This window comes from Caballeronia sp. INDeC2 (assembly GCF_023631325.1).
GTDB lineage: Bacteria > Pseudomonadota > Gammaproteobacteria > Burkholderiales > Burkholderiaceae > Caballeronia.
Genome location: NZ_JALQDG010000001.1, coordinates 137,984 through 162,999, shown reverse-complemented (window position 1 = coordinate 162,999; position 25,016 = coordinate 137,984). Strand labels below are relative to the sequence as shown.

Below are 25,016 nucleotides of genomic sequence, written 5' to 3'. Positions count from 1 at the left end.
GATTCAACGTTTCGAATGCTACGCGCGGCGCAGCGTCAATACGAATTCTGCGCCGTACGATCCGTCCGCGTCGGCCTGGGTGCCGCCTTCGGGTCCGTCGGCGACGATCGGCGCCTCGCGATTGCGCGCGAGCAGCGTGCCGCCATAATCGCGCGCGATCGCGGATGAAATTGCGAGTCCGAGGCCTAGGCCTTGCCCCATTTCCTTCGTCGTGAAGAACGGCTCGAAGAGACGCGGCAGCGCGTCGGCGGGAATGCCGGGGCCGTTGTCGCGCACGACGAGTTCGATCGTGTCCGCGAGCGCATTCAGTTCGATGACGATGCGCGGCTTGTCGCACGACGCGACCGCATCGAGCGCATTGCCGATCAGGTTGATGAACACCTGTTCGAGCCGCAAATCCTCGCAGCGCACGAAGACGGGCGCGCCGCCTTCCGCAAGCTCCGGCGCGATATCGACGACGACATTTTTCATGCGCGGACGCAGCATCGAGAACACTTGCCGCAGCGCCCGTGCGACATCCGCGCGCGCGTTCTTCGGCCGCGCCTTCGTGACGAAGAGCTTCAACTGATTCGTGATGTTGCCCATGCGCTCGGTCAGCGACGCGATAGCTTCGAGATTCTCGCGCGCCGCCGCCTGATCGCCGCGCTCGATCAGCACGCGCGTGTTGTCGGAGAAACTGCGCAACGCGGCGAGCGGCTGATTCAGTTCGTGCGTGATGCCCGCCGCCATCTGGCCGAGCGCGGCGAGCTTGCTCGCCTGAATGAGCTCGTCGTGCGCCGCGCGCAAATCCTGCTCCGCGCGCGTGCGCTCGTTGACCTCTTTCGTCAGTTGCGCATTCGCTTCGGACAGATCCGCCGTGCGCTCCGCGACGCGCCGATTCAGTTCGGCATACGCGGTCTGCAGCAACTCGCGGCTGCGGATCATCTCGCGCACGCGCGCGCGACGCATGCGCCAGTAGAACGCGAGCAGGCACAGCGACACGAACACGAGCGCCGTGACGATGACCGCGTTCTGCGCGGCGCTTTCGACGGGATCGAGCGCAGCCATCGTGATCAGTTGCCAGTCCGGCTCGCCGATCGAACGATGCGTCGCGAGAAACACCGGCGCCTTGCGCCCGCCGCCGACGCGCACGATCTGCGCGCCGCCTTCGAAGGTCTTCACGACGGTCATCGGCAGCGGCGTGATCGCCTGCTGCGCGTACTGGCGCGTCGCGTAGACCGACGCCTCGACGTTCTGCGGCAGCGGCCGCACCGTGTGATATTTCCACGCCGGCACCGACGACAGAAAGATGACGCCGTGATCGTCCGTGACGATGAGCGGCTCGGACGCATCGGCGCCTTGCAGCCATTCGAGATTGAGCTTTACGACCACGACGCCGATGATCTCGCGCGTGCCTTCGTGATACACCGGCTGCGAAATGTAATAGCCGGGTTCGATGGAAATCGTCCCGATACCGAAGAAGCGGCCGACGCCGCCTTTCATCGCATCGATGAAATACGGCCGGAAGTTATAGTCCACGCCGACGAAGCTGTCCGCCGCGTTCCAGTTGCTCGCGGCGACGCTGATCCCGTTCGCGCGGATCAGATACGTGACCGTGGCATGCGCGCGCGCGTTGAGATCTTCGAGATAGCGGTTCGCGCGTTCGACGTTGGCCTGATCGGGATGATCGAGTGCGTTCTGCACGACAGGATGCCGCGACAGCAAATACGGCAGATATTCGTAGCGGTCGAGCGTGCTCTTGAGCGTGTTCGTCGTGCGATCGACGCGCGCGGCCGCATTGAGCCTCAATTCGTCCATGCCGCTTTGCCACGCGAAATGCCACGCCAGCGCGCAGCAGGCCACGAGCGCGGCGCACAGCGCGAAAAACACGAGGATGCGACGCGACACGTGAGCAGAATCCCGCGAGTGAGGATCTGTCATTGTGGCATACGCGCCTTCGGGATAAGGCTTCGAGAACGAGCCAGAAAGCGAACGCGGCGAAGCGCTCGTGGATCGAGGCTTCGCCGCGTTCATGATGCGCTCGCGCTCAGACCGTTTCGGCTTCGTTGCGGTCTGTCACGTCGACATCGCGCGACAACGCCGCCTTCAGCTTGTTGCGGTCGAGTTCCTTCTCCCACGCCGACACGACGACCGTCGCCACGCCGTTACCGACGATGTTCGTCAGCGCGCGACATTCCGACATGAAGCGGTCGATGCCGAGAATCAGCACCATGCCCGCGAGCGGAATGGTCGGCACGACGGCGAGCGTTGCGGCCAGCGTGATGAAGCCCGCGCCCGTCACGCCGCTCGCGCCCTTCGAGGTCAGCATCGTCACCGCGAGCAGCGTCAGTTGCTGGCCCCACGTGAGGTCCGTGTTGGTCGCCTGGGCGATGAACAGCACGGCCATCGTCATGTAGATGTTGGTGCCGTCGAGGTTGAACGAGTAACCGGTCGGCACGACAAGACCCACGACCGAGCGCGAGCAGCCGAGCTTTTCGAGCTTGAGCATCAGTTGCGGGAGCGCCGCTTCCGAAGACGACGTGCCCAGCACGATCAGCATCTCTTCCTTGATGTACGCGACGAACTTCAGGATCGAGAAGCCGACCATGCGCGCTATCGCGCCGAGCACGACGATCACGAAGATGATCGACGTCAGATAGAACGTGCCGATGAGCTTGAGCATCGGCAGCAGCGAGCCGATGCCGTACTTGCCGATGGTGAACGCCATCGCGCCGAACGCACCGATCGGCGCGAGCTTTGTGATGATGCCGACCATGCCGAACAGGATGCTCGACAGCCCTTCGATAAAATTCGTCACGACCTTGCCGCGCTCTCCGATATGCGCGAGCACCGAGCCGAACAGCAGCGCGATCAGCAGGATCTGGAGGATTTCGCCCTGCGCGAACGCCGACACCAGCGTGTCCGGAATGATGTGCAGGAAGAAGTCCACCGTGCTCTGGCCGTGCGCCTTCGTCGCGAAGGAATCGACGGCCTTGTGGTCGAGCGTGGACGGATCGACGTTGAAGCCGACGCCGGGCTTCAGGATGTGCGTCGCGGCGAGACCGAGGATCAGCGCGAACGTCGACACGACTTCGAAATACAAGAGTGCCTTGCCGCCGACGCGTCCGACCTTCTTCATGTCTTCCATGCCGGCGATGCCGGTCACGACGGTACAGAAGATGATCGGCCCGATCACCATCTTGATGAGTTTGATGAACCCGTCGCCGAGCGGCTTCATGTCGGTGGCGAGATTGGGAGAGAAGTGCCCGAGCGCGATGCCGATGATGATGGCCGCGATCACCTGCACGTACAGGACTTTATGGATAGGTTTTTTCACGATGTTTCCAGGCAATGACTAGCGATTGGCGGAGGTACGGCCAGCGGCGAGCTTGAACCTGCGGATGCTTTCTGAATGCGCGGATGAATCTGTGGGATGCGCACGCCGAATCGCGCCGCGTAAGCGATAGCCGCTTCGTCGACGGATCAGGGACGTTTGGATGCGAGAGGGGTCATCGGCTTGTCTCCTTGACTTTTATGGGCGGCTCATGGGCCGTGCCACTTATATTGCAAGGGCGATGCCAGTTTGATTTCTTTCTAACTCGTTGATTCGTTGCAGCATTTTCCGCCGCGCGAGTAGCCGGAATCTGAGTTTCCGGAAATCCAGAATCGGGGCGTCCGGCGATCTGGACGGACGCGGCGTTTCTTGAGTCATAAAAAACCCACGGTGTTCCGTGGGTTTCTCGTTCTCAGACAAGAACGGAAGCGCTCAAACCACGCCCGCCCCGTGCGCCTGCAAATCCGCGTGATAGCTCGAGCGCACCATCGCGCCGACCGCCGCGTGCGTGAAGCCCATCTTGTACGCCTCTTCCTCGTACATCTTGAACGTATCCGGATGCACGTACGCCCGCACCGGCAGATGGTGCTCCGACGGCTGCAGATATTGACCGATCGTCAGCATGTCGACATCGTGCGCGCGCAGATCGCGCATCACTTGGAGGATTTCTTCTTCCGTCTCGCCGAGACCGACCATCAGGCCCGACTTCGTTGCGACTTCCGGATGCAGCGCCTTGAAGTCCTTAAGGAGCTTCAACGAATGGTGATAATCCGAACCCGGACGCGCTTCCTTGTAGAGACGCGGCACCGTTTCGAGGTTGTGGTTCATGACATCGGGCGGAGCCGCGGTGAGGATGCCGATCGCGCGATCCAGACGGCCGCGGAAGTCCGGCGTCAGGATTTCGATGCGCGTTTCCGGCGAATGCTCGCGAACCTGTTTGATGCACTCGACGAAGTGCGCCGCGCCGCCATCGCGCAGATCATCGCGATCGACGGACGTAATCACCACGTACTTCAGCTTCAACGCGCCGATGGTGCGTGCGAGATTGAGCGGCTCGTCGGCGTCGAGCGGATCGGGGCGGCCGTGGCCGACGTCGCAGAACGGACAGCGGCGCGTGCACTTGTCGCCCATGATCATGAACGTCGCGGTGCCTTTGCCGAAGCATTCGCCGATGTTCGGGCAGCTCGCTTCCTCGCACACCGTATGCAGATTGTGCTCGCGCAGGATGTGCTTGATCTCGTTGAAACGCGAGTTGCCGGTCGCCGTGCGCACGCGGATCCATTCCGGCTTCTTCAGCTTCTCGATCGGGATGACCTTGATCGGAATACGCGACGTCTTCGCTTGTGCCTTTTGCTTTGCAGTGGCGTCGTAAGCAGGGGCAGCGGTATCGCCGGCGAGGTTTGCGGTTGCGTCAGTCATTCGGTCGATCCGGTTGTTGCGGCGGCAGTTGCGGGGAGGCCGCCGATTTGAAGTGCCAGCCGAACGGCCAGCACGAGAGCTACGTCGCGCCAGTCGGCCGCGACGCCGAGCGTCGCCATGTCGACCGTTTCGAGCCCCGCGTAGCCACACGGGTTGATTGCGAGGAACGGCTGCAGGTCCATGCTCACATTGAGGCTCACGCCGTGATAACTGCAGCCGTTGCGAATCTTGAGTCCGAGCGCGGCGATTTTCGCGCCCTCGTGACGTTCGTGCGAACGCACGTTCGTGCCTGGTTCCGCGTGCCGCGCCGATGGCCGCGCGACGTAGATGCCGGGCGCGCCGGCCTTGCGGTCGGTCGCGAGATTATACGTCGCGAGGGTTTCGATCACGGCCTCTTCGATGCGCCGCACAAGCTCGCGCACCGTGAGTTTGCGGCGGCGCAAATCGATCAGCAGATAAGCGACGATCTGTCCCGGCCCGTGATAAGTGATCTGTCCGCCGCGATCCACCTTGACTAGCGGAATGCCGCTTTCGGCGAGCAGAAGATGCGCCGGATCGCCCGCGAGCCCGAGCGTGAAGACCGGCGGATGCTCGACGAGCCAGATTTCATCCTGCGTGTCGAGCGTGCGGGCTTCGGTGAAGGCGCGCATCGCGTCGAAGCTCTGACTGTACGGCTCGAGGCCGCGCCAGCGCAGCGCGACCGGAAACTCACCGGAACTGAGCACGGTGTCGGGCGCGTCGTCGATTTCTTGTGGGACTGCGAGCGGTGTGGCGGACATGGTGCCGGTAGTTTACCCAAATAGCCCCATGCCCGCCGATGGTGAATTCGCATGCCTTCGATGGCAAATTCGAATAGTTGAGTCAGACGGTGCGCCATCCGGCGCGCAGGCGTTGCGCGAGACGCTCGATGCGCGTCGACATCCAGTGCATCGCACGCTCGTCGCAACGCGGCAGAATCGTGAAGACGACGTGCGCCGGACGGTCGCCCTCGACGGACAGCCAGAGCCGCTCGCGTTCGCGCAGCTTGAGGTTGTCGCCGGGGACGAGCCAGTAGTCTTCTATGTCGTTGCTGCGCGTCGCCCAGACGGCGCTGCCGTGGACCGTCAGGCGCGTGCCGCGCGCGATGCGCATCGGCACGGTTTCGCCGGGCTTGATTTCGAACGTGACGCTTGTTGAAATTTCTCGCATGATCCACTCCGCCAAAGGAACGTTTCGATGACTACAATCCTAGGCGTGGCAAGGCACCAGACAAAACGATCAATTTTCACCGCTATGTGAGCTGTTTTGACAACGACAACGCCGACAATCCACATGGACCTCCGACAGCTTCCCGCCCTGAACGCGCTGCGCGCCTTCGAGGCCGCCGCCCGTCACGAGAGCTTCTCCCGCGCCGCCGACGAGCTTTTCGTCACGCACGGCGCGGTCAGCCATCAGATTCGCGCGCTGGAGGCCGAGCTCGGCGTGTCGCTCTTCGCGCGCGACGGCAAGCGCGTGCGTCTCACCGATCGCGGCAAGCAATACGCCGCGGAAGTGCGCGCGGCGCTCGTCGCGCTGGCGGAATCGACGCGCCGCATCCGCTCGGGCGATCGCGACCGGCGCTTGATCGTGTCGATGCTGTCGTCGTTTTCTGCGCGGTGGCTCACGACGCGCGTGGGCCGGTTTATCGAAAAGCATCCGGAAATCGATCTCGAATTGCTGTCGACGAACGCGCTCACCGATTTCAACCGCGACGATGTGGACGTCGCGATCCGTTTCGGCTACGGCAAGTACGCGGGTCTGCACACGGAGGAATTGCTCGACGAGGTGTTCTTCCCCGCGTGCGCGCCGAATTTTCGCGGCGGCGAGTTGCCGCGCGTGCCGCGCGATCTGGCGACTACGCCGCTCTTGCGATCGGACGAGGAATTGTGGCGCCCGTGGTTCGACGCGGCCGGACTCACGGATCTTCCGGAGCCGAAGCGCGGCGTGTTGTATGAGGATTCGTCGAATCTTCTTCAGGCGGCCATCGACGGACAGGGTGTCGCGCTCGTGCGGCGCTCGCTCGCCATGCAGGAGATCATCGCGGGACGGCTCGTGCGGCTGTTCAACGTCGACGGGCCGAGTCCGTGGAAGTACTACTTCGTGTGCCCGACGGCGCTTCTTCAGACGAAGCGCGTGCAGGCGTTCAGGGAATGGGTTTTCGAGGAAGCCGAGCAGTTCAGGCTGCTCTACGAGCGCACGCCGGCGGTGTGCGACGCGCCGGCGGGCAAGCTCAAAGCACTACCTTGACCATCGGGTGGCCGGTGAGCGCGCGATAGATGTCGTCGAGGTGCGGACGATTTTGCGCGCGCACCGTGCAAGTGAGGCCGGTGTAATTGCCGCCGGACGACGGACGCGCCTCCACGCGCGATGCGTCGAATTCCTGGTCGAACTCCTTGAGCAGGCTCACGATCGTGTCGTGGAATTCCGGATGCGTTTTGCCCATCACCTTGATCGGGAAATCGCAGGGAAAGTCGAACAGCTCGTCGGCGCTGTGCGCGGCGGAATCGGTTGGATCGGTGGATCGTGGCTTGTCGGACATGGTGTTCTCCTCCACTTCGCGCCTTATTTGGCTCGCGCGGCCTCTTCCGCGAACTCGCGCGCCTTGGCCCGCTGATAGGCGTCGTACAGAGCAGCATAGACCGGACCGGGACGACCGTCGCCGACGGATTTCCCGTCGAGCGTGGTGATCGGCATAACTTCCTTGGTCGCGGAGCTGATCATGATTTCGTCCGCCGAACGCAATTCGGCTTCCGTGATGTCGCGCTCCTCGAACGGAATGCCCGCCTCGCGCGCCAGTTCCGCAATCAGCCCGTAGCGGATGCCTTCGAGAATGCGCGGTCCGCGCGGCGCGCCCAGCAGCGTGCCGCCCTTCACGATCCACACATTTGAGGACGAACCTTCGGTAAGCAAGCCGTCGCGCAACTGGATGGTTTCAAGCGCGTCGTTTTCGGCGGCGTGCTGCGCCATCAATACGTTGCCGAGCAGAGACACCGACTTGATGTCGCAATGCAGCCAGCGCTTGTCTTCGGCGGTCACGGCCACCGCGCCGCGCGCGCGATCCGCCTCGCTCGGAAAGACGAGCTGACCGAGCATGACGAACACGGTCGGCGTGATGCCCGCCGGAAACGCATGCCCGCGCCGCTTTGCGACGCCGCGTGTGACCTGAATGTAGACGAGCGCGTCGCCGTTGCCGGCGTTTTCGCGCATCGCACGATCGATCAACGCGCGCCAGCCGGCGTCGTCGAACGGATTGTCGATGCGGATCTTGCCGAGACTGCGATTCAGCCGCGCGAGATGCTGTTTGAGCCGGAACGGCAGACGCGCGCCATCGGCTTGCGCGTAGAGCGGCACGACTTCATACACGCCGTCGCCGAAGATGAACCCGCGGTCGAGCACGGGAATGCGCGCTTCGGAAAGCGGCCCCCACTCGCCGTTCAGATAAACCGTCGGATCGAAAACTTCGGCTTGGCTCATCGGGACCGCTCCTTTCTCAAAACTGTCGCTCAAACTTCGCTGACTTCGATTATTTGCGCTTCTGCCACCAGAGCAGCGCCGAATCCCACAGGCGGCCGAAGATGCCCGCTTCCGGCACGTCCTGCAGCGCCACGAGCGGGAACTGCGCGACTTCCTTGCCGTCCGCCATCATTTTGACGGTTCCGATCTGCTGGCCCTTCTTGATCGGCGCGACGATCAGATCGTTGTGCGTGACGGTCGGCTTGACCTTCTCGCCCAAACCCTTCGGCACGGTGATGTACTGATCCGTCGTGACGCCCGCCTGCACGTTGTCCGCGGCGCCCTTGTACACGCGCGGCGATTCGATCACCTGATTCGCCTTGTACAGACGCAGTGCGTCGTACGCGGTGTAGCCGTAGTTCAGCATCTTCAGGCTGTCCTGCACGCGGTTGTGCTCTTTGGGCTCGCCCATCACCACGGCGACGAGACGGCGGCTCGCATCGGGCACGCCCACGAGCGAGCGCTTCGCGGTCGCGATCAGGCAATAGCCCGCGGCCTTCGTGTGGCCGGTCTTGAGGCCGTCGACGGTCGGATCGAGCCACAGCAGGCGGTTGCGGTTCGGCTGCTTGATCTTGTTGTACGTGAACTCCTTCACCGAGAAGATGCTGTAGTACTCGGGGAAGTCGCGCACGAGGCGCGTGGACAGCACGGCGAGATCGCCGGCGGTCGTGTAGTGCTGCGGATCGGGCATGCCGTTCACATCGGCGAAGTTCGTGTGAGTCATGCCGATGCGCTTCGCTGCCGCGTTCATCAACTGCACGAAGTTGCTTTCGCTGCCGCCGACGAGCTCCGCCAGCGCGATGGCCGCGTCGTTGCCCGACTGCACGATCATGCCGTAGACGAGATCGTGCACGGTGACCGGCTTGTTCGCCTCGATGAACATGCGCGATTCGTCCGTGCGCACGCGGCGCACGGCTTCGCTCGGCATGACGGTCTGATCCATGTTGATCTTCTTCGCCTTCAGCGCGTCGAAGACGAGATACGCGGTCATCAGCTTCGTGAGCGATGCGGGCTCGACGCGCTCATCGGGATTGCCCGACGCGAGCACCTGATTGCTGGTGGCGTCGACGAGAACCCACGAACGCGCGGTCACGTCGGGCGGCGGCACTTGCGCGAAGGCGCTCGCGGCGGCGAGCACGGCCGGCAGCACGAATGCGGCTTTGATGGCGCGATGATGAACGATGGAAACAGAAGGAAGAGACAGGCCGGCAGGGACAAAGCGCATAGGATCGATCGGCGGAAAAAGCAGGCTGCGACGAGGACGATCGGGGATCGGATGATCGGCGAAGCACGGGTTGAACAGGCTGACCGTCGCTGCCGGTCGGGCTCGTCGCCAGGACTGCGGCACGCGCGGCGCCGCGGCGAAAAGCGCTCGTTCGACAGACGGACGCGAAAACGGTTCTCGGAAGCCGGCGTTTCGATGACCGCGAGAAGTTCGGCGGAGCATCGCACGGCCGGAAACAGCGAAAAAATTCTGCGCCATTATACGCGCGGCCCGCTTCCGTTTTCCTTCGAATCCGCGCTTCTGCCGCGCGTTTTAACGTTTTTCGGGCTGCGCTTAGCCGCTTTTACCGATCATGCAACGATGCGCTCGCAAAGTCCTTCATCGACCTTGCGACGCGCGTCGGATAAGTACGCTTAGCGCCACGCGTCGACGATCACGCGCTTGAGAATATGCAGCTTGCGGTGAAAGAAATGCTCGCCGCCCGGAATCACGACGACCGGCAGTTCCTGCGGCCGCGCCCAGTCGTAGACGGATTGAATCGGCACGGTGTCGTCGACTTCGCCGTGAATCACGAGCGTGGTGTCCGGCACGGGCGCGACTTCCCAACGGCTCGCCGCCGTGCCGACGAACACCATGCGCTCGATTTCCTTGCCCGCTTCGAGCATGCGTTTCGCGACATGCGACAGCACGAACGTGCCGAATGAAAAGCCCGCGAGCACGATCGGCACGTCGGCCTGTCCGGGTTGCGCGCGCATGTGGTCGATCAGCGCGAGCAGATCGTCCTGCTCGCCGATGCCGTTGTCATGCTCACCGCCCGTCGCGCCGACGCCGCGAAAATTCGAGCGATACGTCACGTAGCCGAGCTGCACGAAAGTGCGCGCGAGCGTCTGCGCGACCTTGTTGTCCATCGTGCCGCCGAAAAGCGGATGCGGATGCGCGACGAGCGCGATGCCGCGCGCGGGTTGCCCATTGGAATCGGTACGGTCGAGCGCGCATTCGATCTTGCCGACCGGCCCGTCGATCAGGAATTTTTCGGTTTGCGCGTTCATGCCGGTTGATCGATGAGAAGACGTTCGACGATTTTGCCGTTGGCCAGATGCGACTCCACGATTTCATCGATGTCCGTTTCGTCGATATACGTGTACCACGTGCCTTCCGGATACACGACCACGACCGGCCCGAGTTCGCAGCGGTCGAGGCATCCGGCCTTGTTGATGCGCACCTTGCCTTCGCCCGCGAGGCCGAGCTGCTTCACGCGCTTTTTCGCATGCTCCTGCATGGCCTGCGCGTTGCAGTTCGCGCAGCTCGGGCGCGACGCATCGGCATCGCGCTGATTCAGGCAGAAAAACACGTGGTACTTGTAGAAGGAATCCATGAGCTTGGCGCGATGAGAGTGTCGGTCGATTATAGCGAGCGATGTTCGTGCCCGCCGCGTCGCTCGGAGCGTCACACCGGCCGGCCCGCCTTGCGCGCACGCCGCCGCGCAAGCCACGCGCGCTCGGCCGCGGACGCGAGCCAGCCGAGCGCCGCATACGGCCAGACCCACGCGAGCCAGTGCGCGAGCCCGTTGAAATGCAGATAGCGTCCCTGCCGCCAGTCCGCGAGCACGATATCGAAATACGGATTCACCGGCAGCAGGTTGACGATCGCGAGCGAGACGACGAGCGCCGCACCCGCGAGCGCCGCGCGCAATCCGCGCGGCAGCGAAACCGACAATACGCCCGCCGTCACCGCGATGGCGATGCCTTCGAGCGCGCCGTCCGTCGCCCAGTCGAAGGTCAGGCCCGCGCGCGATTGCAGGAAAGTCGCGCCCGCTTTCGCGAAGAGCGTGATCGCGACGAGGCCGAGCATCAGCCGGATGCGCGGCGCGCGCTTGCGCGTGAGCAGCGTCATGAGCACGAGCGCCGCGAAGAGGCTCGTCGACGTGATCAGCGCTTCCCACGCGTCGTCGGGCAGCAGCGCGCCGAGCCGGTCCGGCCGGCTTTCGAGGTCCCATGAGGCAGGCGTCCACGCGAGGATCGCGTCCTGCATCGACGGGTCGAGCTCGTCCCACAGCACGCGCGGCAGATCGCCGCCGCCGAAGAGATACGGCGCGGGGAACATCGCCGCGAACGGCCACAGCGCCGACAAGCCGATGACATACGCCGCGTCGCGCTCGAACCACGTGAAGCGGATGCGCCGCAGCAGGCCGCGGTCGAGCAGCGCGCTCGTCGCGGGCGCGGCAAGCACGCCGCCGACGAGCGCGCCGAACGCATTGGCGGCGAGATCGAGATTCGATGCGACGCGCGTCGGCAGATACGTCTGAATGGCTTCCATCGTGCCGGAAAGCAGCGCGCCGCCGGCGAGCGCGGCGACCACCGCGGGCGTGCCGCGAAAGCGCGGATAGAGTGCGAGCACGATCAGCGAACCGAGCGGCATGTAGCCGAGCACGTTCGTCACGACATCGAAGACGGTCAGATACTGCGGCAGCGGATCGGCGAGATACGCGAGCGGGCTCAGGCCCAGCGAGCGCCAGCCGGAGAACGGATAGAGCGAACCGTAGACCACGAGCGCCGCGTATGCGGCGAGCGCCTGCCGGGAAAACGCCGACGGGCGGCGCTGCCATTGCTTGATCGTCATGAGCCGCCCGTGCGCCTCCGTGCTGGGCGGATGGTGAAACAACGGAAGGTCATCGCGTAGCGGGAAGGGGTTGCGCGGCGAGCCACGCGGAAAGCTGCGCGATAACGTCGTCCGACGCGGCCGCGAGCGCCCGCGCGCCGCCGGATGCATCGGCGCTCGGCGCAGGCGCGCTCGCGGCGAAACTGCGCTGGCCGACCACGCGGCCTTGCTGCGTGAGCGTCGCGCGCACGGACACGAGGCCGTGGCTCTGCTCGGGCGCGTCGAAGACCTGTTCGAAGTTCGTGAGCTCGACTTCGAGCAGCGGCACGGCGCGCACCGGGTCCGCGCCCGACAGGATCGGGCCGCGCGCCGCGAGCGCATCGCGCAGACGCTGCGTGAGAAGTTGCGCGGGCGGCATCGTCCAGTGGCTGTCCGAATAGCTCCCGGTGCGCTGTGCGTCGACGTAGCTCAGGCGATACGCGAACGCATCGGTTTCCAGACTGCGCGGCGCGGCGACCGCGAGCACCTTCACCGGCGGCATCGGCAGGGCGCTGGCCGTCGCGTCGGAGACAGGCGCGGCGCCGAGGTCGTAATGCGCGTTCGGCATCGCGGTCGGCGTCGATCCGCAGCCCGCGAGCATCGTGACGCAAGCAAGCGAGAACGCCGCGGCTGCTCCTTTCATGTCGATGTCTGCCATGTCGTTTTCTCGATCAATGCGTCGCTTTCGCGGGCCACGTGAAGCCCGGCTCGCCCGGTCCCGGCTCCTTTTGCGGCGCGCCGAAGAGCACGCTGCGCGGATTGGTGCTGAACGCGTCGGCGGCGCGATCGACCGAACGCGCGGCCGCGCTCACGTCGTCGCTGAACGAATAGAAGCGCGGCAGCGCTTCGAAGCCGACGCGCGCCGTCACGAACCGCAGCGACTCGTTCATGTCGGCGAGCGCCGCGCTCGCGTCCTCGGCGGCCTTGCCCGCCTTGTTCAGATTGACGACGAACGGGCCGTCCGGACGGTTCAGGTTCTGCACGAGCTGGTTGGTCGAGGCGAGCGTGGTGTTGATCTGCTTCAGCGTCTGCGGCAATTGCGCCGCGACGGGCTGGACCTGGCCCGCGAGCGTCGCGATGCTGTCCGCCGCGCCCTGCAGGCTCTTCGTCGTGGCCATGAGTTGAGTGCGCACGTCGTCGGAGAGGAACTTGTCGGCGTCTTCGGACAAGCGCTCGAACTTCTTCAGGATCACGTCGCCGCGCTGCTGCAATTGTTCGAAGAGGCCCGGGCGCATCGGCACTTCGGCGATGTGCTGCGGCGACGAAGCGAGCGGACTCAAATCCTTGCCGGTGTCGTCGAGCTGCACGAACGCGATGCCCGTCACGCCCTGAAAGCCGAGCGTCGCGAAAGTCGAGTGCGTCATCGGCGCGTTCTTGTCGACGAGAATGCGGATGCGGATTTGACCCGGATGCTCCCTGTCGAAGCGGATCGATTCCACCTTGCCGACGCCCAGACCGCGATAACGCACCGCCGCGTCCGTGAAGAGGCCGGTCACGTTGGTGTGCGAGATCAGGTCGTAAGGCACGCGCACCGTGCGATCCACGTTGAAGAAGAACACGGCGAACGCGATGGCCAGCACGAGGACGATCGTGAAGAGCCCAGTCCAGAACGCATGTGATTTGTTTTCCATCGGCAGGTTCCTCCAGCACGCTCGCTGTTCCTTGCTTGCTCACTTGTTCACGGCGATCGGCGCGTCCTCGAGCGCGGCCGGCGGCAGTTTCGCGCGGCGCTCGGGCGGCAGCGCCTGCAGCGCGCGACGCCCGCGCCGCCCGAGAAAATACTCGCGGATGAATGGATGATCCACCGCGCACGCCTCCTCCACCGGGGCCGCGACGAGCACGCGCCGCTCCGCGAGCACGGCGACGCGCGTCGAGAGTGCGACCATCGTATCGAGATCGTGCGTGACCAGGACAACCGTCAGCCCCAACGCGCGATGCAGCGTGGCGATCAGATCGACGAACTCGTCCGAGGCCTTCGGATCGAGGCCGGCGGTGGGTTCGTCGAGAAAGAGCAGTTCGGGCTCGAGCGCGATCGCCCGCGCAATGCCCACGCGCTTCACCATCCCGCCCGACAGCGCGGACGGCATCTTGCTCGCGTGCTTGCACGACAGCCCGACCATCTCGAGCTTCAACATCACGAATTCGCGGATGAGATCTTCGGGAATCTTGCCGAGCTCGCGAAACGGCTGCGCGATGTTGTCGTACACGGTCAGCGACGAAAACAGCGCTCCCTGCTGAAACATCATGCCGGAGCGCGTGCGCAGCATTTTCGCCGTTTCCTCGTCCATTTGGGACCATTCCTCGCCGAGCACGCGAATGGTGCCCGATGTCGCCGATTCCAGCCCGAGAATCTGCCGCACTAGCGTCGTCTTGCCCGAACCCGAACCGCCGAGCAGCGCGACGATTTCGCCGCGCCGCACATCCAGATTCAGATGCTCGTGGATCACCGTACGCCCGTAGCGCTTGGTGAGATCGCGCACTTCGATCACCGGCTCCGCGATGACGGGCGGCGGCTGATGGCGAACGGCGGTGGCGAGCGTGGTCGACATGGCGGTCAGAGTCCGACGTTCTGGAACAGGATCGCGAACACGGCGTCCGCGAGAATGACGATGGTGATCGACGTCACGACCGACGTCGTCGTGCCTTCGCCGAGACTCTGCGAATTCGCCTTGATGCGGAAACCGAAATGACACGCGGCGAGCGCAATCAGCATGCCGAACACGACGCCCTTGCCGAGCCCGATCCACAAGTTGGCGATCGGCACGACCGACGGCAGCGAGCGGATGAAGAAATTCATGTCGATGGACAGCACGAGCTTCGCCGCGAGCGCGCCGCCCGTCAACGCGATGATGTTGGTCCACATGACGAGCAGCGGCATCGCGATGCCGAGCGCGATCACGCGCGGCAGCACGAGCCGCAGGCCGTGCGGAATGCCCATGACCTGCATCGCGTCCAGTTCCTCGGTGACGCGCATCACGCCGATCTGCGCGGTGATCGCGGAGCCTGAACGCCCGGCGACGAGAATCGCGGAGAGCACCGGTCCGAGTTCGCGGATCACCGAAAGCCCGAGAATGTTCACGATGTACTGATTCGCGCCGAACGCCTGCAACTGCTGCGCGGACAGATAGCTCAGCACGATGCCGATCAGGAACGCGACCAGCGCGGTGATCGCGAGCGCCTGCGCGCCGGCGCTGTAGATATTGGCGGAGATTTCCGTCCACGGAATGCGCTGCGGACGCCGGACGAGCGCGGCGAGATCGAGCACGAAGGCGCCGAACATCGCGAGGCCGCCGTAGAGGTGATCGAAGAAATCGAAGATGAGCTGGCCGAGGCGCGTAACGGGATCGACGCGATCGACGGGCTCGGGTTCCTCGCGCTCGGCGTCGAGCAGCGCGACGCGCTCGAAGATTTCGCGCTGGGTATCGGACAGCGCGATGGTAGCGGGCATCTTGCGGCCCCAGACGCGCCACAGCGCCTGACCGCCGACGTGATCGAGCCGCTCGACGGACAGCAGATCCCACTGACCGATCGCTTCCCGCCCGATGGCGCGCAGCCGCCGCGTGACGCCGCTCTTCGCGCGGTCGCGGGCGAGCGCGAGCGCGGTCCACTGGCCCGACAGCCGGACCACCTTGCCCTGCTGACCGGCTTCCACTTTTAGGCGCGGCGGCGTGTCGAAGTCCAAGGATCGATGGCGCGATGAGACGCGGTTAGACGGGAGAGGACATTGTAGCGAAGTGTGCCGTCGAGGCGCGGGGATGGTCTCGCGCTGAAACGCCTGGAATCGGCGCCGCACCTGACAACGCGAGGTTTCAGCAAGCGAAAAACCCGCATCGCGCCGCTACAATATCCGCCATGAACTCAACTCCCTTCGCCCCCGACGCGCCCTGGCGCATCGACCGCACCCGGCTCGCGACGATCGCCGAGCGGCCCGCCCGCGACTGGACCATCGAGATCGTCGACGAAACCGGCTCGACGAACGCCGACCTGATGGAGCAGTTGCGCGCCTCGCGTCGCGGCAGCACGCCCGCGCCGATGGCCCGCGTCGCGTATTCGCAGACCGCTGGGCGCGGACGGCGCGGCCGCGCGTGGCTCGCCGAACCGGGCAATGCGTTGTTGATGTCGGTCGGCTGCGTGCTGAAGCGGCCGATCGAAGGGCTTTCGGGGCTGAGTCTCGCCATCGGCGTTGCCGTGCTCGATGCGCTCGCGCATCTGCCGCTCTCGCCTTCCGCGCGCCCCGCGCTGAAATGGCCGAACGACGTCCTGCTCGACGACGGCAAACTCGCCGGCATCCTGATCGAAACCGCGTGGAACACGCCGGACGCGACGGCGGTCGTGATCGGCATCGGCTTGAACCTCCATGGCGCGGAGCAACTCGCCGCGCAAGTCGACGATGCCAATCGCCAGGCCGCGCAGTCCACGCAGTCCACGCCCGGCACCGCGCCCGCGGCGCTCGCGCGCGCATGGCCCGACGCCAATCTCACCGACACGCTCGCCGCAATCCTGAATGCGCTCGACGCGGCGCTGTCGCGCTTCGAAGCCGAAGGCTTCAGGCCGTTCCGCCAGCGCTGGCTCGACGCGCACGCCTGGGCCGGGCGCGAAGTCGTGCTGATCGATCAAGGCATGGAAGTGACGCGCGGAATCGTATCGGGCGTCGACGAGAGCGGCCAGTTGCTGATCGACGCGCCCGAAGGTCCGCGCACCGTCACGACCGGCGAACTCACGCTGCGCCTCGCGAGGGAGCGTCCGTGAGCGAAGCGCCGTATTTGCTGATCGACGCGGGTAACAGCCGCATCAAGTGGTCGCTCGTCGATGAAACCGGCGCGTCGCTTCAGAACGGCGCGTTCGAGCACGCACATCATTCGACCCTCGCCGATGACGCCGCGCTCGGCGACTGGGCCGAGTTGTCCACGCCGGCGAGCGCATGGGTTTCGAACGTCGCGGGCATGCCGGTGCAAAACCGCATCCAGCGTCTGATCGACGCGCGCTGGCCGACGCTGCCGCGCACCGTCGTGGGCGCGCGCGCGGAGCAATGCGGCGTGATCAACAGCTACGCTGACCCGACGCGCCTCGGCAGCGATCGCTGGGCCGGCATGATCGCCGCGCGCGCGGCGTATCCGGGCGAGCATCTGCTCGTCGCGACATTCGGCACCGCGACGACGCTCGAAGCATTGCGCGCCGACGGCGTATTCACGGGCGGCCTGATCGCGCCCGGCTGGTCGCTGATGATGGAGTCGCTCGGCAGCCACACCGCGCAATTGCCGACGCTCGACGCCGCTTCGGCACGCGAGGCGCTCGATCAAACCCGCAGTCTCTTCGCCACAGACACCGCCGCCGCGCTCTCGTCCGGATGCCTTCTCGCGCAGGCGGCGCTCATCGAGCGCGCGTGGCATGACCTGAGAGCGGATTGGCACGCCGACGTCCGGCTCGTGCTCGGCGGCGGCGCCGCCAATGAAATCGCGGGCGCGCTCGACGTGCCGCACACGCGGCACGATTCCCTCGTGCTGTCCGGCCTCGCGCTCATCGCGCGCGACGCGACGGCGCGGCATTCATCCTGATTAACTGATTTGACTGACGGACGGAGCAAACGAATGCTGCGCTGGCTGATCGCCCTTCTTATTCTCGGCAACCTCCTGATGCTCGCGGTCATGCGCGGCATGTTCGGCCCGCTTCCCGCAGCGGGCGCGCGCGAGCCGCATCATCTGTTGCAACAGGTTCATCCCGAAGCGCTCGCGACACGCCCGCTGGGGCCCGAGGAAGCGTTCGATCAGCCGCGCGTGGGCGGACCGGCGCCTGCCGCGAACGTACAAACTGCGCCGCTCGGGCAGTAGTCCTCGCGCGCGCGAATCAGGACTGCGCGCGGACTTTCCTGAGCAGCGCGGTCGTCGATCGATCGTGCTCGAACGCGATGGCGAGCGCCTTGCCGCCCCAGCCGCGCACGAGCGCCGATTCCGCCAGCTTGTCCATGTCGTAGTCGCCGCCCTTCACGAGCACGTCGGGGCGCAACGCGCCGATGAGTTCCAGCGGCGTCGATTCTTCGAATTTCACGACCCAGTCGACGCTTTCCAGCGCCGCGAGCAGCGCCATGCGATCGTCCTCGCGATTGATCGGGCGATCGTCGCCCTTGCCGAGCGTGCGCACGGAGGCATCGCTATTCACGCCGACGACGAGCGTCGCGCCGAGCGCTTTCGCGTCCGCGAGATAGGTCACGTGACCGCGATGGAGAATGTCGAAGACACCGTTGGTGAAGACGACGGGACCGGTAAGGGCCGGACGGCGCGCGGCGAGCGCTTCGCGCGTGGTGATCTTGCGTTCGAAAATGGCGGACATGGCGGCGCTCGATGCAGTGTGCTGAAAGCGCGCATTGTGCCACGGCGCTTTGCGCAGAAATGCAAACGGCCCGCCGGTTCTACCCGGCGGGCCGTTTCGTCTTCAAAGCGTGAAAGCCTGAAGGTCTGAACGTTCAGGCCGGCTGTTCGGCCGCGCCGCCCGACGCGGCTTGCAGACGCAGCGTCACTTCCTTGCGATAGCGATTCAGTTCTTGCGCGGTCGCGAACGAACGCTCAAACAGAATCGACAGGTTGTGCAGAATACGTTCGACGACCTTCTTCTCCCAGCTGTCGTCGAAGCGGATCTGGTCGTCCAGCCAGCGTTCGAGCCATTCCGGATCGGGCAGGCGCGACTGCACGGTATCGCGCGGGAAGAGCGCCTGATTCACATGCAGATTGGTCGGATGCAGCGGCTTTTCCGTGCGACGCGCGGACGCCATCAGCACGCCGATCTTCGCGAATGCCGCACGCGCGGTATCGCCCGCAGTCGCGAGCGCCTTCTTCATATAACGCAGATATGCGCCGCCGTGACGGGCTTCGTCGCGCGAAATGGTTTCGTAGATGTGCTTGATGACCGGTTCCGTGTGCCATTCGGCCGCACGGCGATACCAGTGATTCAGACGGATTTCGCCGCAGAAATGCAGCATCAGCGTTTCGAGCGGGGGCGCCGGATCGAACTCGAAACGCACGGCGTGCAGTTCCTCTTCGGTCGGCACCATGTCGGGCTTGAAGCGCCTCAGATACTCCATCAGCACCAATGAGTGTTTCTGTTCCTCGAAAAACCACACGCTCATGAAAGCGGAGAAGTCGCTGTCATGGTGGTTGTCACGCAGGAACATCTCCGTTGCGGGAAGAGCGGACCATTCGGTGATCGCGTTCATTTTGATCGTCCTGGCCTGCTCGTCGGTGAGAAGGGACGCATCAAATTTGTCCCAGGGAATGTCTTTTTCCATATCCCAACGGACGGATTCCAGCGATTTATAAAGTTCCGGATAAAGCATGGTGTTCATTGTCCACCCCTGATGCCACTTATGCGACGTTATATCTGTGTTGACTTCGGCTGAGACACGCGAAAAGCTTGCGTGCGCGCAGCCAAGCTTTCAATTTTACGCGGGATTCGGTCGGCCTAAGACGAAAAGCGACAACGAGCGCGCAAATTTGGCGCTGCGGCAACGCGTCGCGCCGTGCGAAACACTGCACTTCCCCGTGCAAATGTTGCCTGTTGTGCGTCTTGTTCTACCGTGGGTGAGGAGCGAAACCTGTGCCTGAGGTATGGTCACGTGGCGCCGAACTTTGCCGCCGGCACCGCGCCGGCCAGGCAGTATGACGTGCTCACATGACAGCGATGCGCGTGCCACGCGAACTACGCGCCAATGCCCGCGGAGCGAGCGTTTTTCATCATAGCACGCTCGATTGGCGCCACTCGGCGACAGTTTCATCGATCGGGGTCAATCCTGCGATGTGCTGCACGCCGTCGTTGAATTTGCGGCGCAACGCCGGGCTGCTGCCGCCGACCCAGATGCGCACGTGCGGCGGCAGCAGGTTGCGCAGATCGGTGAGGCCGTTGGCAATGGACTGCGCCGGCAGCACAGCCGTGAACGAAAGCGCGACGATATCGACGCTATGCGCCGTCACCGCATCGACGATATCGTGCAGCGGCGTCTGCAGGCCGAGCTGGACGCAATCGCATTCGGAGAGCGTGAACATCGCTTCCGCCATCAAGATGCCGAGGCCGTGGCCTTCGCCGGAAAGCGTGGTGAGCAGCACGCGCGGACGGCCGCCGCGCCCACGGACGGCGTCGGAGAGCGGGCGCATCAGCGTGCGCATCGCCGACTGGATCGCTTCGCTGAAAAGATGTTCGTGATAGACCTGCAACGTGCCCGCCGCCCACGCATTGCCGACGCGCGCCGACAGCGGCGCCGCGACATCGAGCACGAAGCGCTCGAGTCCGTCGCGCGTTGCGCGTTTCAGCAGTCCGAAGCGGAATTCGTCGTAGGCGCTCGATCGCAACAGCGAGATCAGATGGTCGAGCTCAGCGTCCGGCGCGTCCTGACCGACGCCCGAGCTTTCGGCCAACTGTTGCAAAAGGTCGATCGATTGCCCGAGCACCTTGCTCGGCCGGTGGCCCGCGTCGAGCAGGCGCTTGACGAGCCGCAGCTTCGTCACCTGTTCCTGCGGATACAGCCGTTCGCCGCCGGGCGAGCGCATCGGTTGCGGGAAACCGTACCGCCGCTCCCAAACACGCAGCGTGTCCTTCGTCAGACCAATTTCCTGAGCGATCGCGCCGATGCCGATTCCCGTCACGCCCGACGCCGCCACGCGCGAGGAAGTGGGATCCGGAAGCTCGCCGCCATCGAAAGCCGGCTCCGGGGCAAAGTCTCGTTCTGATGAGTTTGTCATGGACAGAATGATGTCGAGTCACACATCAGACTCGTTGCAGATTACGTGCCCGACGCTGACGGTGGACAAATTTGCGCGCCGTCGACCTTTCATCATAGACAAAATCGAAACGCACATCGATGCGGAGTTACGTTATCTGCTGACGACGGACAAGATGATGAGAAGACGCGGTTCGATGCAGCCAGGCGCATCGAAGGAGACTTGCGGCCCCGACGACGCGTTGCGCGCCGCCGGGCGTAGAAGAAGCTGACTCAGACAGGTTTCTTGCGCGGCGCAGCCTTGCGCGCGGGCGCTTTTTTCGCGGCGGCCCCGGTTTTGTCCGCGTCGCCGTTCGCCGGCTGCCCGGCGTCGTTCTCGTCGGCGGCGGACTGGCCGCCTGCTTCGCCCGTCGGGTTGAGCGGCCCGGTCATGCCCGGCTGGAGCATGGCGATGTGCGCGAGTTGATTGAACTGCGATTGCAGCACGTTCCACCAACCGGTCGGATCGAAGCCGGGCGGCGGCGCCGACGCATCACCTGCCGCTTCGTCGCTTTCAGCCGATGCCGTGCTCGCGCGCGCTTCGGCAGCCGGTTCCTGCTTCGGCGCGTCCGCTTTCGTCGCGCCGCTCATCGGCCAGCCGGCGGTCGCGGCCTTCGTGTTCTCCGTCGCCGCGTTCTGCGCGTTTTCGACCGACGTCTGCGCAAACGCGCCGAACGCGCGCAGCGTAGCGAGCGTCGCGCGCTGCACTTCGAGCGCCTGAATCGCCGATTGCAGCATGTTGAGATTGAGCTTCAGCCAGTGCTCGACGGCGCGCATGTCGGTCACGCGCTTGTCGAGTTCTTCGATGTTGGTGAGCGGAGCGAGCATGTCGGACATCATCGAGAGGGAAGGACCCACGCCCTGCCCGCCGCCCGGCATCGCGGCGGCGAACGGATTCAGGCGCATCAGTTCCCACATCTTGCCCATCATGTCGGCCTGGCCGAATCCGGGAAAACCGGGAATCGTGTAGGGCGGCGTGCCGCTGGCGTTATCGGTCATTCGATTCTCCTTGTTTCCTTCCGTGTGAGGTTCGCGTAGGTCAGAACGGCGCGCCGCCCGGAAAATCCGGCGCGCGCCGTTCGCGCAGCGAGCGCATGCCTTCGTGGACATCCGGCCCCGCAAATCCCATGAATTCGAGCGCGAGCGACGTATCGAAGGTCGGCCCCGCCGAGCGCAGCCAGTTGTTGAGCGCGTACTTGGTCCAGCGGATCGCGGTTTGCGAGCCTTGTGCGAGACGATTCGCCACTTCGATCGCCTTCGGCATCAGTTCGTTCTCGTCGACGGCGAGCGACACCAGCCCGATGCGCTCCGCTTCCTCGCCGCTCACCGGCTCGCATAGCAGCAGATAGTACTTGGCCTTCGCCATGCCGCACAGCAGCGGCCAGACGATCGCCGCGTGATCGCCCGCCGCGACGCCGAGCCGCGTGTGCCCGTCGATGATGCGCGCCGACTTCGTCGCGATCGAGATATCGGCGAGCAAGCCCGCGACCAATCCAGCGCCGACCGCCGGGCCGTGCATCGCGGAGACGATCGGCTTGCCGCAGTTGATCACGTTATAGACGAGATCCCGCGCCTCGCGCCACACGCGCGCGCGCACGTCGAAGTCGTTCGCCATTTCCTCAACGAGTCCGAGATCGCCGCCCGCCGAAAAGCCCTTGCCTTCGCCGCGAATCAGCGCGACGCGCGTGTCCGGATCGCGATCGATGTCGCGCCAGATATCCGCGAGCTCGCGATGCATGTTGGCGTCGGCGGTGGAGAGGCCGCTCTTGTTAGCGCCCGCGCCGGGCATCACCACTTCGAGCACGCCGTGCGGATGGCGGCGCAACTCCAGCGACTGGTAGCTCGCGTAGAGGGAGAGATCGCTCATGATCCTGTTCAATCGAGGGTTAGCGCGGCTGATAGAGCCACTTGCCGTCGCGGATCTCGACCATCACGCGCGCGCGCTGGTCGAGGCCGATGTGATCGTTGGGCGACATGTTGACCTGCCCGTTGGTGTCGGAGAAATTCTTCGTGCCTTCGAGCGCATCGCGCAGCGCGGCGCGGAATGCCGGCGTGCCGGGCGCGCCCGCCTTCAGCGCGATCGGCACCGCTCGATTGAGCAGCATGCCCGCGTCCCACGCATACGAACCGAATGCCGATACCGTGCCCGCGCCCTGCTTCGCTTCGTACAGTTTGATGTATTCGAGCGCGAGGCGTTTGGCCGGATGATCGTCGGGCAACTGCGCGGCGACGAGCACCGGGCTCGCGGGCAGGAACGTGCCGTTGCAATCCGCGCCGCACACGCGCAGGAAGTCGCGATTGCCCACGCCGTGATTGTGATAGACACGGCCCTTGTAGCCGCGCTGCGCGAGCGTCTTCGGCGGCAACGCGGCGGGCGTGCCGGCCGCGCCGACGACCACCGCGTCCGGCTTGGCCGCGAGAATCTTGAGAATCTGCCCGGTCACGCTCGGGTCGGTGCGATTGAAGCGCTCGTTCGCGACCACTTCGATCTTGTGCAGTTGCGCGAACTTCGCGACTTCGGCATAGAAAGTCTCGCCGAGCGCGTCCGCCTGTCCGATGTACGCGAGCGTCTTCACACCGTGATTGCTCGCGTGCTCGGCGATCGCGGAGGCCATCATCGCGTCGGTTTGCGGTGTCTTGAAGACCCAGCGGCGCTTGTCGTCGACAGGCTCGATGATCTTCGAGGACGACGCGAGCGAGATCATCGGCGTCTGGCCTTGCGCGACCACATCGATCATCGCGAGCGAGTTCGGCGTGATCGACGAGCCGATGATCGCATCGACCTGATCCTCGCTGATGAGCTTCTTCGTGGACTGAACGGCTTGCGTGGTGTCGGATGCGTCGTCGAGCACGATGTAATCGACCGGCTTGCCGCCCATTTCCTTCGGCAGCAGCGCGACGGTATCGCGCGCGGGAATGCCGAGCGACGCGGCCGGCCCCGTGAGCGACAGCACGAGGCCGATCTTCACATGCTGCGCGGTTTGCGCGAATGCCGCTGTCGTCGCGGCGAGCGTGAGCGCCGCGCCCGCGAAAAACCTCCATTTGCCTGCCGCCATCCAAGTCTCCTTTTTTTGATCGTTTTATCGCCGCGCGAAAGCAGCCCGGCAAAGTGTAAGGCGAGGCTTGCGCACGCCGCATCGGGCTAAACCCGTTCAATGCTCCGGCTGCACGACCGCCTGATCGATCGCGCCGAAGATCGACTTGCCGTCTTCGTCGAACATCTCGATCTTCACGCTGTCGCCGAACTTCATGAAGTCCGTCTGCGGCGCGCCATGCTCGATGGTTTCCAGGCACCGCTTCTCGGCGATGCAGCAGTAGCCGCGCTTCGCGTCCTTGTTCGAGATCGTGCCTGAGCCGACGATCGAGCCCGCGCGCAGGTTGCGCGTCTTCGCGGCGTGCGCGATCAGTTGCCCGAAATGGAACACCATGTCCGTGCCGCAATCCGGCTGGCCGACTTTCTTGCCGTTCCAATGCACGGTCATCGGCCGATGCACGCGTCCTTCGCGCCACGCGTCGCCGAGTTCGTCGGGCGTGACGGCGACGGGCGAAAACGCGGTCGCGGGCTTGCTCTGGAAGAAGCCGAAGCCCTTCGCCAGTTCGGCGGGAATGAGATTGCGCAGCGACACGTCGTTGACGAGCATCAGCAAACGCACGCTGCGGAGCGCTTCGTCGGGCATCGCGGCCATGTGGACGTCGGACGTGATGACGGCGACTTCCGCCTCGAAGTCGATGCCATACGATTCCGTCGCGCACACGATGTCGTCGGTCGGGCCGATGAAATCATCGCTGCCGCCCTGGTACATCAGCGGATCGGTCCAGAATTCGGGCGGCATTTCCGCGTTGCGCGCCTTTCGCACGAGCTCGACGTGATTCACGTACGCCGAACCGTCCGCCCACTGGAACGCGCGCGGCAGCGGCGCCATGCAGGCCTTCGGATCGAACTGAAACGTGTTGCGCGCGCGGCCGACGTTCAGCGCGTCGTAGACGTCCATGAGTTGCGGCGCGTAGAAGGTCCAGTCGTCGAGCGCGCGTTGCAGCGTCGATACGATTCCATCGGCGATAGCCGCCGTGCGCAGATCGCGCGAGACGACGATCAGTTGGCCGTCGCGCGTGCCGTCCTTCAGCGTGGCAAGTTTCATAGAGCGGGT

General features: G+C 64.7%; 28 protein-coding genes. 6 read left to right on the top strand and 22 right to left on the bottom strand.

The genetic code is table 11. From position 1 onward, the window contains the following. Nucleotides 1-18: 18 nt before the first annotated feature. From NCS28_RS00810 to NCS28_RS00790, 5 genes are all read right to left on the bottom strand, one after another. Nucleotides 19-2,013, bottom strand: a complete 1,995-nt coding sequence (locus NCS28_RS00810) for a sensor histidine kinase (RefSeq protein WP_502801132.1) — start codon at nucleotides 2,011-2,013, stop codon at nucleotides 19-21. Nucleotides 2,014-2,026: 13 nt separating this feature from the next. Further along, entirely contained in the window at nucleotides 2,027-3,316 is a 1,290-nt protein-coding gene (locus NCS28_RS00805) for a dicarboxylate/amino acid:cation symporter (RefSeq protein ID WP_250511991.1), read from the bottom strand. 429 nt (nucleotides 3,317-3,745) lie between these two features. After that, the gene (gene lipA / locus NCS28_RS00800) at nucleotides 3,746-4,732 is read right to left on the bottom strand and encodes a lipoyl synthase (protein ID WP_250511990.1); all 987 of its coding nucleotides are present in this window, start codon (nucleotides 4,730-4,732) and stop codon (nucleotides 3,746-3,748) included. Continuing rightward, a complete protein-coding gene (lipB, locus tag NCS28_RS00795; protein ID WP_250511989.1) occupies nucleotides 4,729-5,511 on the bottom strand; it encodes a lipoyl(octanoyl) transferase LipB in 783 nt (260 codons plus the stop codon). Before lipB ends, lipA begins: the two co-directional genes overlap by 4 nt. An 82-nt stretch (nucleotides 5,512-5,593) precedes the next feature. After that, nucleotides 5,594-5,920, bottom strand: a complete 327-nt coding sequence (locus NCS28_RS00790; protein ID WP_250511988.1) for a DUF2917 domain-containing protein — start codon at nucleotides 5,918-5,920, stop codon at nucleotides 5,594-5,596. A 123-nt stretch (nucleotides 5,921-6,043) separates the two neighbouring features. On the opposite strand from NCS28_RS00790, the gene NCS28_RS00785 reads away from it, so the two are divergent. Next, nucleotides 6,044-6,997, top strand: coding sequence for a transcriptional regulator GcvA (locus NCS28_RS00785; RefSeq protein WP_250511987.1), 954 nt, complete (start codon nucleotides 6,044-6,046; stop codon nucleotides 6,995-6,997). Here the strand turns inward: NCS28_RS00785 and NCS28_RS00780 are convergent. The 3 genes from NCS28_RS00780 to NCS28_RS00770 are packed head-to-tail and all read right to left on the bottom strand — an operon-like array spanning nucleotide 6,981 to nucleotide 9,488. Further along, nucleotides 6,981-7,289, bottom strand: coding sequence for a DUF493 family protein (locus tag NCS28_RS00780; protein WP_250511986.1), 309 nt, complete (start codon nucleotides 7,287-7,289; stop codon nucleotides 6,981-6,983). The genes NCS28_RS00785 and NCS28_RS00780 overlap by 17 nt on opposite strands. A gap of 23 nt (nucleotides 7,290-7,312) precedes the next feature. Then, a complete protein-coding gene (locus tag NCS28_RS00775; protein WP_250511985.1) occupies nucleotides 7,313-8,224 on the bottom strand; it encodes a D-amino acid aminotransferase in 912 nt (303 codons plus the stop codon). Nucleotides 8,225-8,273: 49 nt separating this feature from the next. Beyond that, the gene (locus NCS28_RS00770) at nucleotides 8,274-9,488 is read right to left on the bottom strand and encodes a D-alanyl-D-alanine carboxypeptidase family protein (protein ID WP_250511984.1); all 1,215 of its coding nucleotides are present in this window, start codon (nucleotides 9,486-9,488) and stop codon (nucleotides 8,274-8,276) included. Between the two features lie 51 nt (nucleotides 9,489-9,539). Here NCS28_RS00770 and NCS28_RS00765 point away from each other — a divergent pair, with 51 nt between their 5' ends. Continuing rightward, nucleotides 9,540-9,905 carry a hypothetical protein gene (locus NCS28_RS00765; protein ID WP_250511983.1) on the top strand — a complete coding sequence of 122 codons (366 nt, stop codon included), beginning with the start codon at nucleotides 9,540-9,542 and terminating at the stop codon, nucleotides 9,903-9,905. On the opposite strand, the gene NCS28_RS00760 is transcribed toward NCS28_RS00765, so the two are convergent. The 7 genes from NCS28_RS00760 to NCS28_RS00730 form a co-directional block, all read right to left on the bottom strand. Further along, nucleotides 9,902-10,537, bottom strand: coding sequence for an alpha/beta hydrolase (locus NCS28_RS00760; RefSeq protein WP_250511982.1), 636 nt, complete (start codon nucleotides 10,535-10,537; stop codon nucleotides 9,902-9,904). The genes NCS28_RS00765 and NCS28_RS00760 overlap by 4 nt on opposite strands. Continuing rightward, on the bottom strand, nucleotides 10,534-10,863 hold the full coding sequence (locus NCS28_RS00755) for a (2Fe-2S) ferredoxin domain-containing protein (protein ID WP_250511981.1): 330 nt from the start codon (nucleotides 10,861-10,863) through the stop codon (nucleotides 10,534-10,536). The genes NCS28_RS00760 and NCS28_RS00755 overlap by 4 nt, the downstream gene beginning before the upstream one ends. Nucleotides 10,864-10,934: 71 nt before the next feature. After that, the gene (locus NCS28_RS00750; RefSeq protein WP_250511980.1) at nucleotides 10,935-12,107 is read right to left on the bottom strand and encodes a VanZ family protein; all 1,173 of its coding nucleotides are present in this window, start codon (nucleotides 12,105-12,107) and stop codon (nucleotides 10,935-10,937) included. Between the two features lie 49 nt (nucleotides 12,108-12,156). Beyond that, nucleotides 12,157-12,783: an ABC-type transport auxiliary lipoprotein family protein gene (locus tag NCS28_RS00745; protein ID WP_250511979.1), complete on the bottom strand. Its 627-nt coding sequence runs from the start codon at nucleotides 12,781-12,783 to the stop codon at nucleotides 12,157-12,159. A gap of 13 nt (nucleotides 12,784-12,796) precedes the next feature. Then, nucleotides 12,797-13,756 carry an MlaD family protein gene (locus NCS28_RS00740; protein ID WP_250511978.1) on the bottom strand — a complete coding sequence of 320 codons (960 nt, stop codon included), beginning with the start codon at nucleotides 13,754-13,756 and terminating at the stop codon, nucleotides 12,797-12,799. 39 nt (nucleotides 13,757-13,795) lie between these two features. Beyond that, entirely contained in the window at nucleotides 13,796-14,674 is an 879-nt protein-coding gene (locus tag NCS28_RS00735; protein ID WP_250511977.1) for an ABC transporter ATP-binding protein, read from the bottom strand. A 5-nt stretch (nucleotides 14,675-14,679) separates the two neighbouring features. After that, nucleotides 14,680-15,807 carry an MlaE family ABC transporter permease gene (locus tag NCS28_RS00730; protein WP_250511976.1) on the bottom strand — a complete coding sequence of 376 codons (1,128 nt, stop codon included), beginning with the start codon at nucleotides 15,805-15,807 and terminating at the stop codon, nucleotides 14,680-14,682. A gap of 170 nt (nucleotides 15,808-15,977) precedes the next feature. Between NCS28_RS00730 and NCS28_RS00725 the strand changes: the two genes are divergently transcribed. The 3 genes from NCS28_RS00725 to NCS28_RS00715 are packed head-to-tail and all read left to right on the top strand — an operon-like array spanning nucleotide 15,978 to nucleotide 17,953. Then, entirely contained in the window at nucleotides 15,978-16,874 is an 897-nt protein-coding gene (locus tag NCS28_RS00725) for a biotin--[acetyl-CoA-carboxylase] ligase (RefSeq protein WP_250511975.1), read from the top strand. Continuing rightward, a complete protein-coding gene (locus tag NCS28_RS00720) occupies nucleotides 16,871-17,680 on the top strand; it encodes a type III pantothenate kinase (protein ID WP_250511974.1) in 810 nt (269 codons plus the stop codon). The genes NCS28_RS00725 and NCS28_RS00720 overlap by 4 nt, the downstream gene beginning before the upstream one ends. A gap of 33 nt (nucleotides 17,681-17,713) precedes the next feature. Further along, the gene (locus NCS28_RS00715) at nucleotides 17,714-17,953 is read left to right on the top strand and encodes a hypothetical protein (protein ID WP_250511973.1); all 240 of its coding nucleotides are present in this window, start codon (nucleotides 17,714-17,716) and stop codon (nucleotides 17,951-17,953) included. Between the two features lie 16 nt (nucleotides 17,954-17,969). On the opposite strand, the gene rfaE2 is transcribed toward NCS28_RS00715, so the two are convergent. The 3 genes from rfaE2 to NCS28_RS00700 form a co-directional block, all read right to left on the bottom strand. Next, the gene (gene rfaE2, locus NCS28_RS00710) at nucleotides 17,970-18,452 is read right to left on the bottom strand and encodes a D-glycero-beta-D-manno-heptose 1-phosphate adenylyltransferase (protein WP_250511972.1); all 483 of its coding nucleotides are present in this window, start codon (nucleotides 18,450-18,452) and stop codon (nucleotides 17,970-17,972) included. A 133-nt stretch (nucleotides 18,453-18,585) separates the two neighbouring features. After that, nucleotides 18,586-19,461: a ferritin family protein gene (locus NCS28_RS00705; RefSeq protein WP_250511971.1), complete on the bottom strand. Its 876-nt coding sequence runs from the start codon at nucleotides 19,459-19,461 to the stop codon at nucleotides 18,586-18,588. A gap of 388 nt (nucleotides 19,462-19,849) precedes the next feature. Then, nucleotides 19,850-20,755 (bottom strand): MerR family transcriptional regulator, encoded by a 906-nt coding sequence (locus tag NCS28_RS00700; protein WP_250511970.1) that lies wholly within the window; start codon nucleotides 20,753-20,755, stop codon nucleotides 19,850-19,852. Here NCS28_RS00700 and NCS28_RS00695 point away from each other — a divergent pair. Next, nucleotides 20,739-21,101 (top strand): hypothetical protein, encoded by a 363-nt coding sequence (locus NCS28_RS00695; RefSeq protein WP_250511969.1) that lies wholly within the window; start codon nucleotides 20,739-20,741, stop codon nucleotides 21,099-21,101. The two genes, NCS28_RS00700 and NCS28_RS00695, sit on opposite strands and share 17 nt — an antisense overlap. Before the next feature lies 1 nt (nucleotide 21,102). On the opposite strand, the gene NCS28_RS00690 is transcribed toward NCS28_RS00695, so the two are convergent. The 4 genes from NCS28_RS00690 to NCS28_RS00675 form a co-directional block, all read right to left on the bottom strand. Beyond that, nucleotides 21,103-21,867: a PhaM family polyhydroxyalkanoate granule multifunctional regulatory protein gene (locus NCS28_RS00690; RefSeq protein ID WP_250511968.1), complete on the bottom strand. Its 765-nt coding sequence runs from the start codon at nucleotides 21,865-21,867 to the stop codon at nucleotides 21,103-21,105. A 40-nt stretch (nucleotides 21,868-21,907) separates the two neighbouring features. Continuing rightward, nucleotides 21,908-22,735, bottom strand: a complete 828-nt coding sequence (locus NCS28_RS00685) for an enoyl-CoA hydratase/isomerase family protein (protein WP_106856971.1) — start codon at nucleotides 22,733-22,735, stop codon at nucleotides 21,908-21,910. Nucleotides 22,736-22,754: 19 nt separating this feature from the next. After that, nucleotides 22,755-23,924, bottom strand: coding sequence for an ABC transporter substrate-binding protein (locus NCS28_RS00680; RefSeq protein WP_250511967.1), 1,170 nt, complete (start codon nucleotides 23,922-23,924; stop codon nucleotides 22,755-22,757). Nucleotides 23,925-24,020: 96 nt separating this feature from the next. Further along, nucleotides 24,021-25,007 carry a fumarylacetoacetate hydrolase family protein gene (locus NCS28_RS00675; protein WP_250511966.1) on the bottom strand — a complete coding sequence of 329 codons (987 nt, stop codon included), beginning with the start codon at nucleotides 25,005-25,007 and terminating at the stop codon, nucleotides 24,021-24,023. Nucleotides 25,008-25,016: the final 9 nt, after the last annotated feature.

Bases quoted from the DNA above. Each gene is read 5' to 3' on its own strand.
- NCS28_RS00785 (WP_250511987.1), top strand. From the start codon at position 6,044: ATGGACCTCCGACAGCTTCCCGCCCTGAACGCGCTGCGCGCCTTCGAG.
- NCS28_RS00735 (WP_250511977.1), bottom strand. From the start codon at position 14,674: ATGTCGACCACGCTCGCCACCGCCGTTCGCCATCAGCCGCCGCCCGTC.
- NCS28_RS00770 (WP_250511984.1), bottom strand. From the start codon at position 9,488: ATGCGCTTTGTCCCTGCCGGCCTGTCTCTTCCTTCTGTTTCCATCGTT.
- NCS28_RS00790 (WP_250511988.1), bottom strand. From the start codon at position 5,920: ATGCGAGAAATTTCAACAAGCGTCACGTTCGAAATCAAGCCCGGCGAA.
- NCS28_RS00705 (WP_250511971.1), bottom strand. From the start codon at position 19,461: ATGAACACCATGCTTTATCCGGAACTTTATAAATCGCTGGAATCCGTC.
- NCS28_RS00685 (WP_106856971.1), bottom strand. From the start codon at position 22,735: ATGAGCGATCTCTCCCTCTACGCGAGCTACCAGTCGCTGGAGTTGCGC.
- NCS28_RS00760 (WP_250511982.1), bottom strand. From the start codon at position 10,537: ATGAACGCGCAAACCGAAAAATTCCTGATCGACGGGCCGGTCGGCAAG.
- NCS28_RS00755 (WP_250511981.1), bottom strand. From the start codon at position 10,863: ATGGATTCCTTCTACAAGTACCACGTGTTTTTCTGCCTGAATCAGCGC.
- NCS28_RS00690 (WP_250511968.1), bottom strand. From the start codon at position 21,867: ATGACCGATAACGCCAGCGGCACGCCGCCCTACACGATTCCCGGTTTT.
- NCS28_RS00745 (WP_250511979.1), bottom strand. From the start codon at position 12,783: ATGGCAGACATCGACATGAAAGGAGCAGCCGCGGCGTTCTCGCTTGCT.
- NCS28_RS00715 (WP_250511973.1), top strand. From the start codon at position 17,714: ATGCTGCGCTGGCTGATCGCCCTTCTTATTCTCGGCAACCTCCTGATG.
- lipB (WP_250511989.1), bottom strand. From the start codon at position 5,511: ATGTCCGCCACACCGCTCGCAGTCCCACAAGAAATCGACGACGCGCCC.
- NCS28_RS00675 (WP_250511966.1), bottom strand. From the start codon at position 25,007: ATGAAACTTGCCACGCTGAAGGACGGCACGCGCGACGGCCAACTGATC.
- NCS28_RS00695 (WP_250511969.1), top strand. From the start codon at position 20,739: ATGCCGATTCCCGTCACGCCCGACGCCGCCACGCGCGAGGAAGTGGGA.
- NCS28_RS00810 (WP_502801132.1), bottom strand. From the start codon at position 2,013: ATGAACGCGGCGAAGCCTCGATCCACGAGCGCTTCGCCGCGTTCGCTT.
- rfaE2 (WP_250511972.1), bottom strand. From the start codon at position 18,452: ATGTCCGCCATTTTCGAACGCAAGATCACCACGCGCGAAGCGCTCGCC.
- NCS28_RS00740 (WP_250511978.1), bottom strand. From the start codon at position 13,756: ATGGAAAACAAATCACATGCGTTCTGGACTGGGCTCTTCACGATCGTC.
- NCS28_RS00780 (WP_250511986.1), bottom strand. From the start codon at position 7,289: ATGTCCGACAAGCCACGATCCACCGATCCAACCGATTCCGCCGCGCAC.
- NCS28_RS00680 (WP_250511967.1), bottom strand. From the start codon at position 23,924: ATGGCGGCAGGCAAATGGAGGTTTTTCGCGGGCGCGGCGCTCACGCTC.
- NCS28_RS00765 (WP_250511983.1), top strand. From the start codon at position 9,540: ATGATCGGCGAAGCACGGGTTGAACAGGCTGACCGTCGCTGCCGGTCG.
- NCS28_RS00750 (WP_250511980.1), bottom strand. From the start codon at position 12,107: ATGACGATCAAGCAATGGCAGCGCCGCCCGTCGGCGTTTTCCCGGCAG.
- lipA (WP_250511990.1), bottom strand. From the start codon at position 4,732: ATGACTGACGCAACCGCAAACCTCGCCGGCGATACCGCTGCCCCTGCT.
- NCS28_RS00725 (WP_250511975.1), top strand. From the start codon at position 15,978: ATGAACTCAACTCCCTTCGCCCCCGACGCGCCCTGGCGCATCGACCGC.
- NCS28_RS00775 (WP_250511985.1), bottom strand. From the start codon at position 8,224: ATGAGCCAAGCCGAAGTTTTCGATCCGACGGTTTATCTGAACGGCGAG.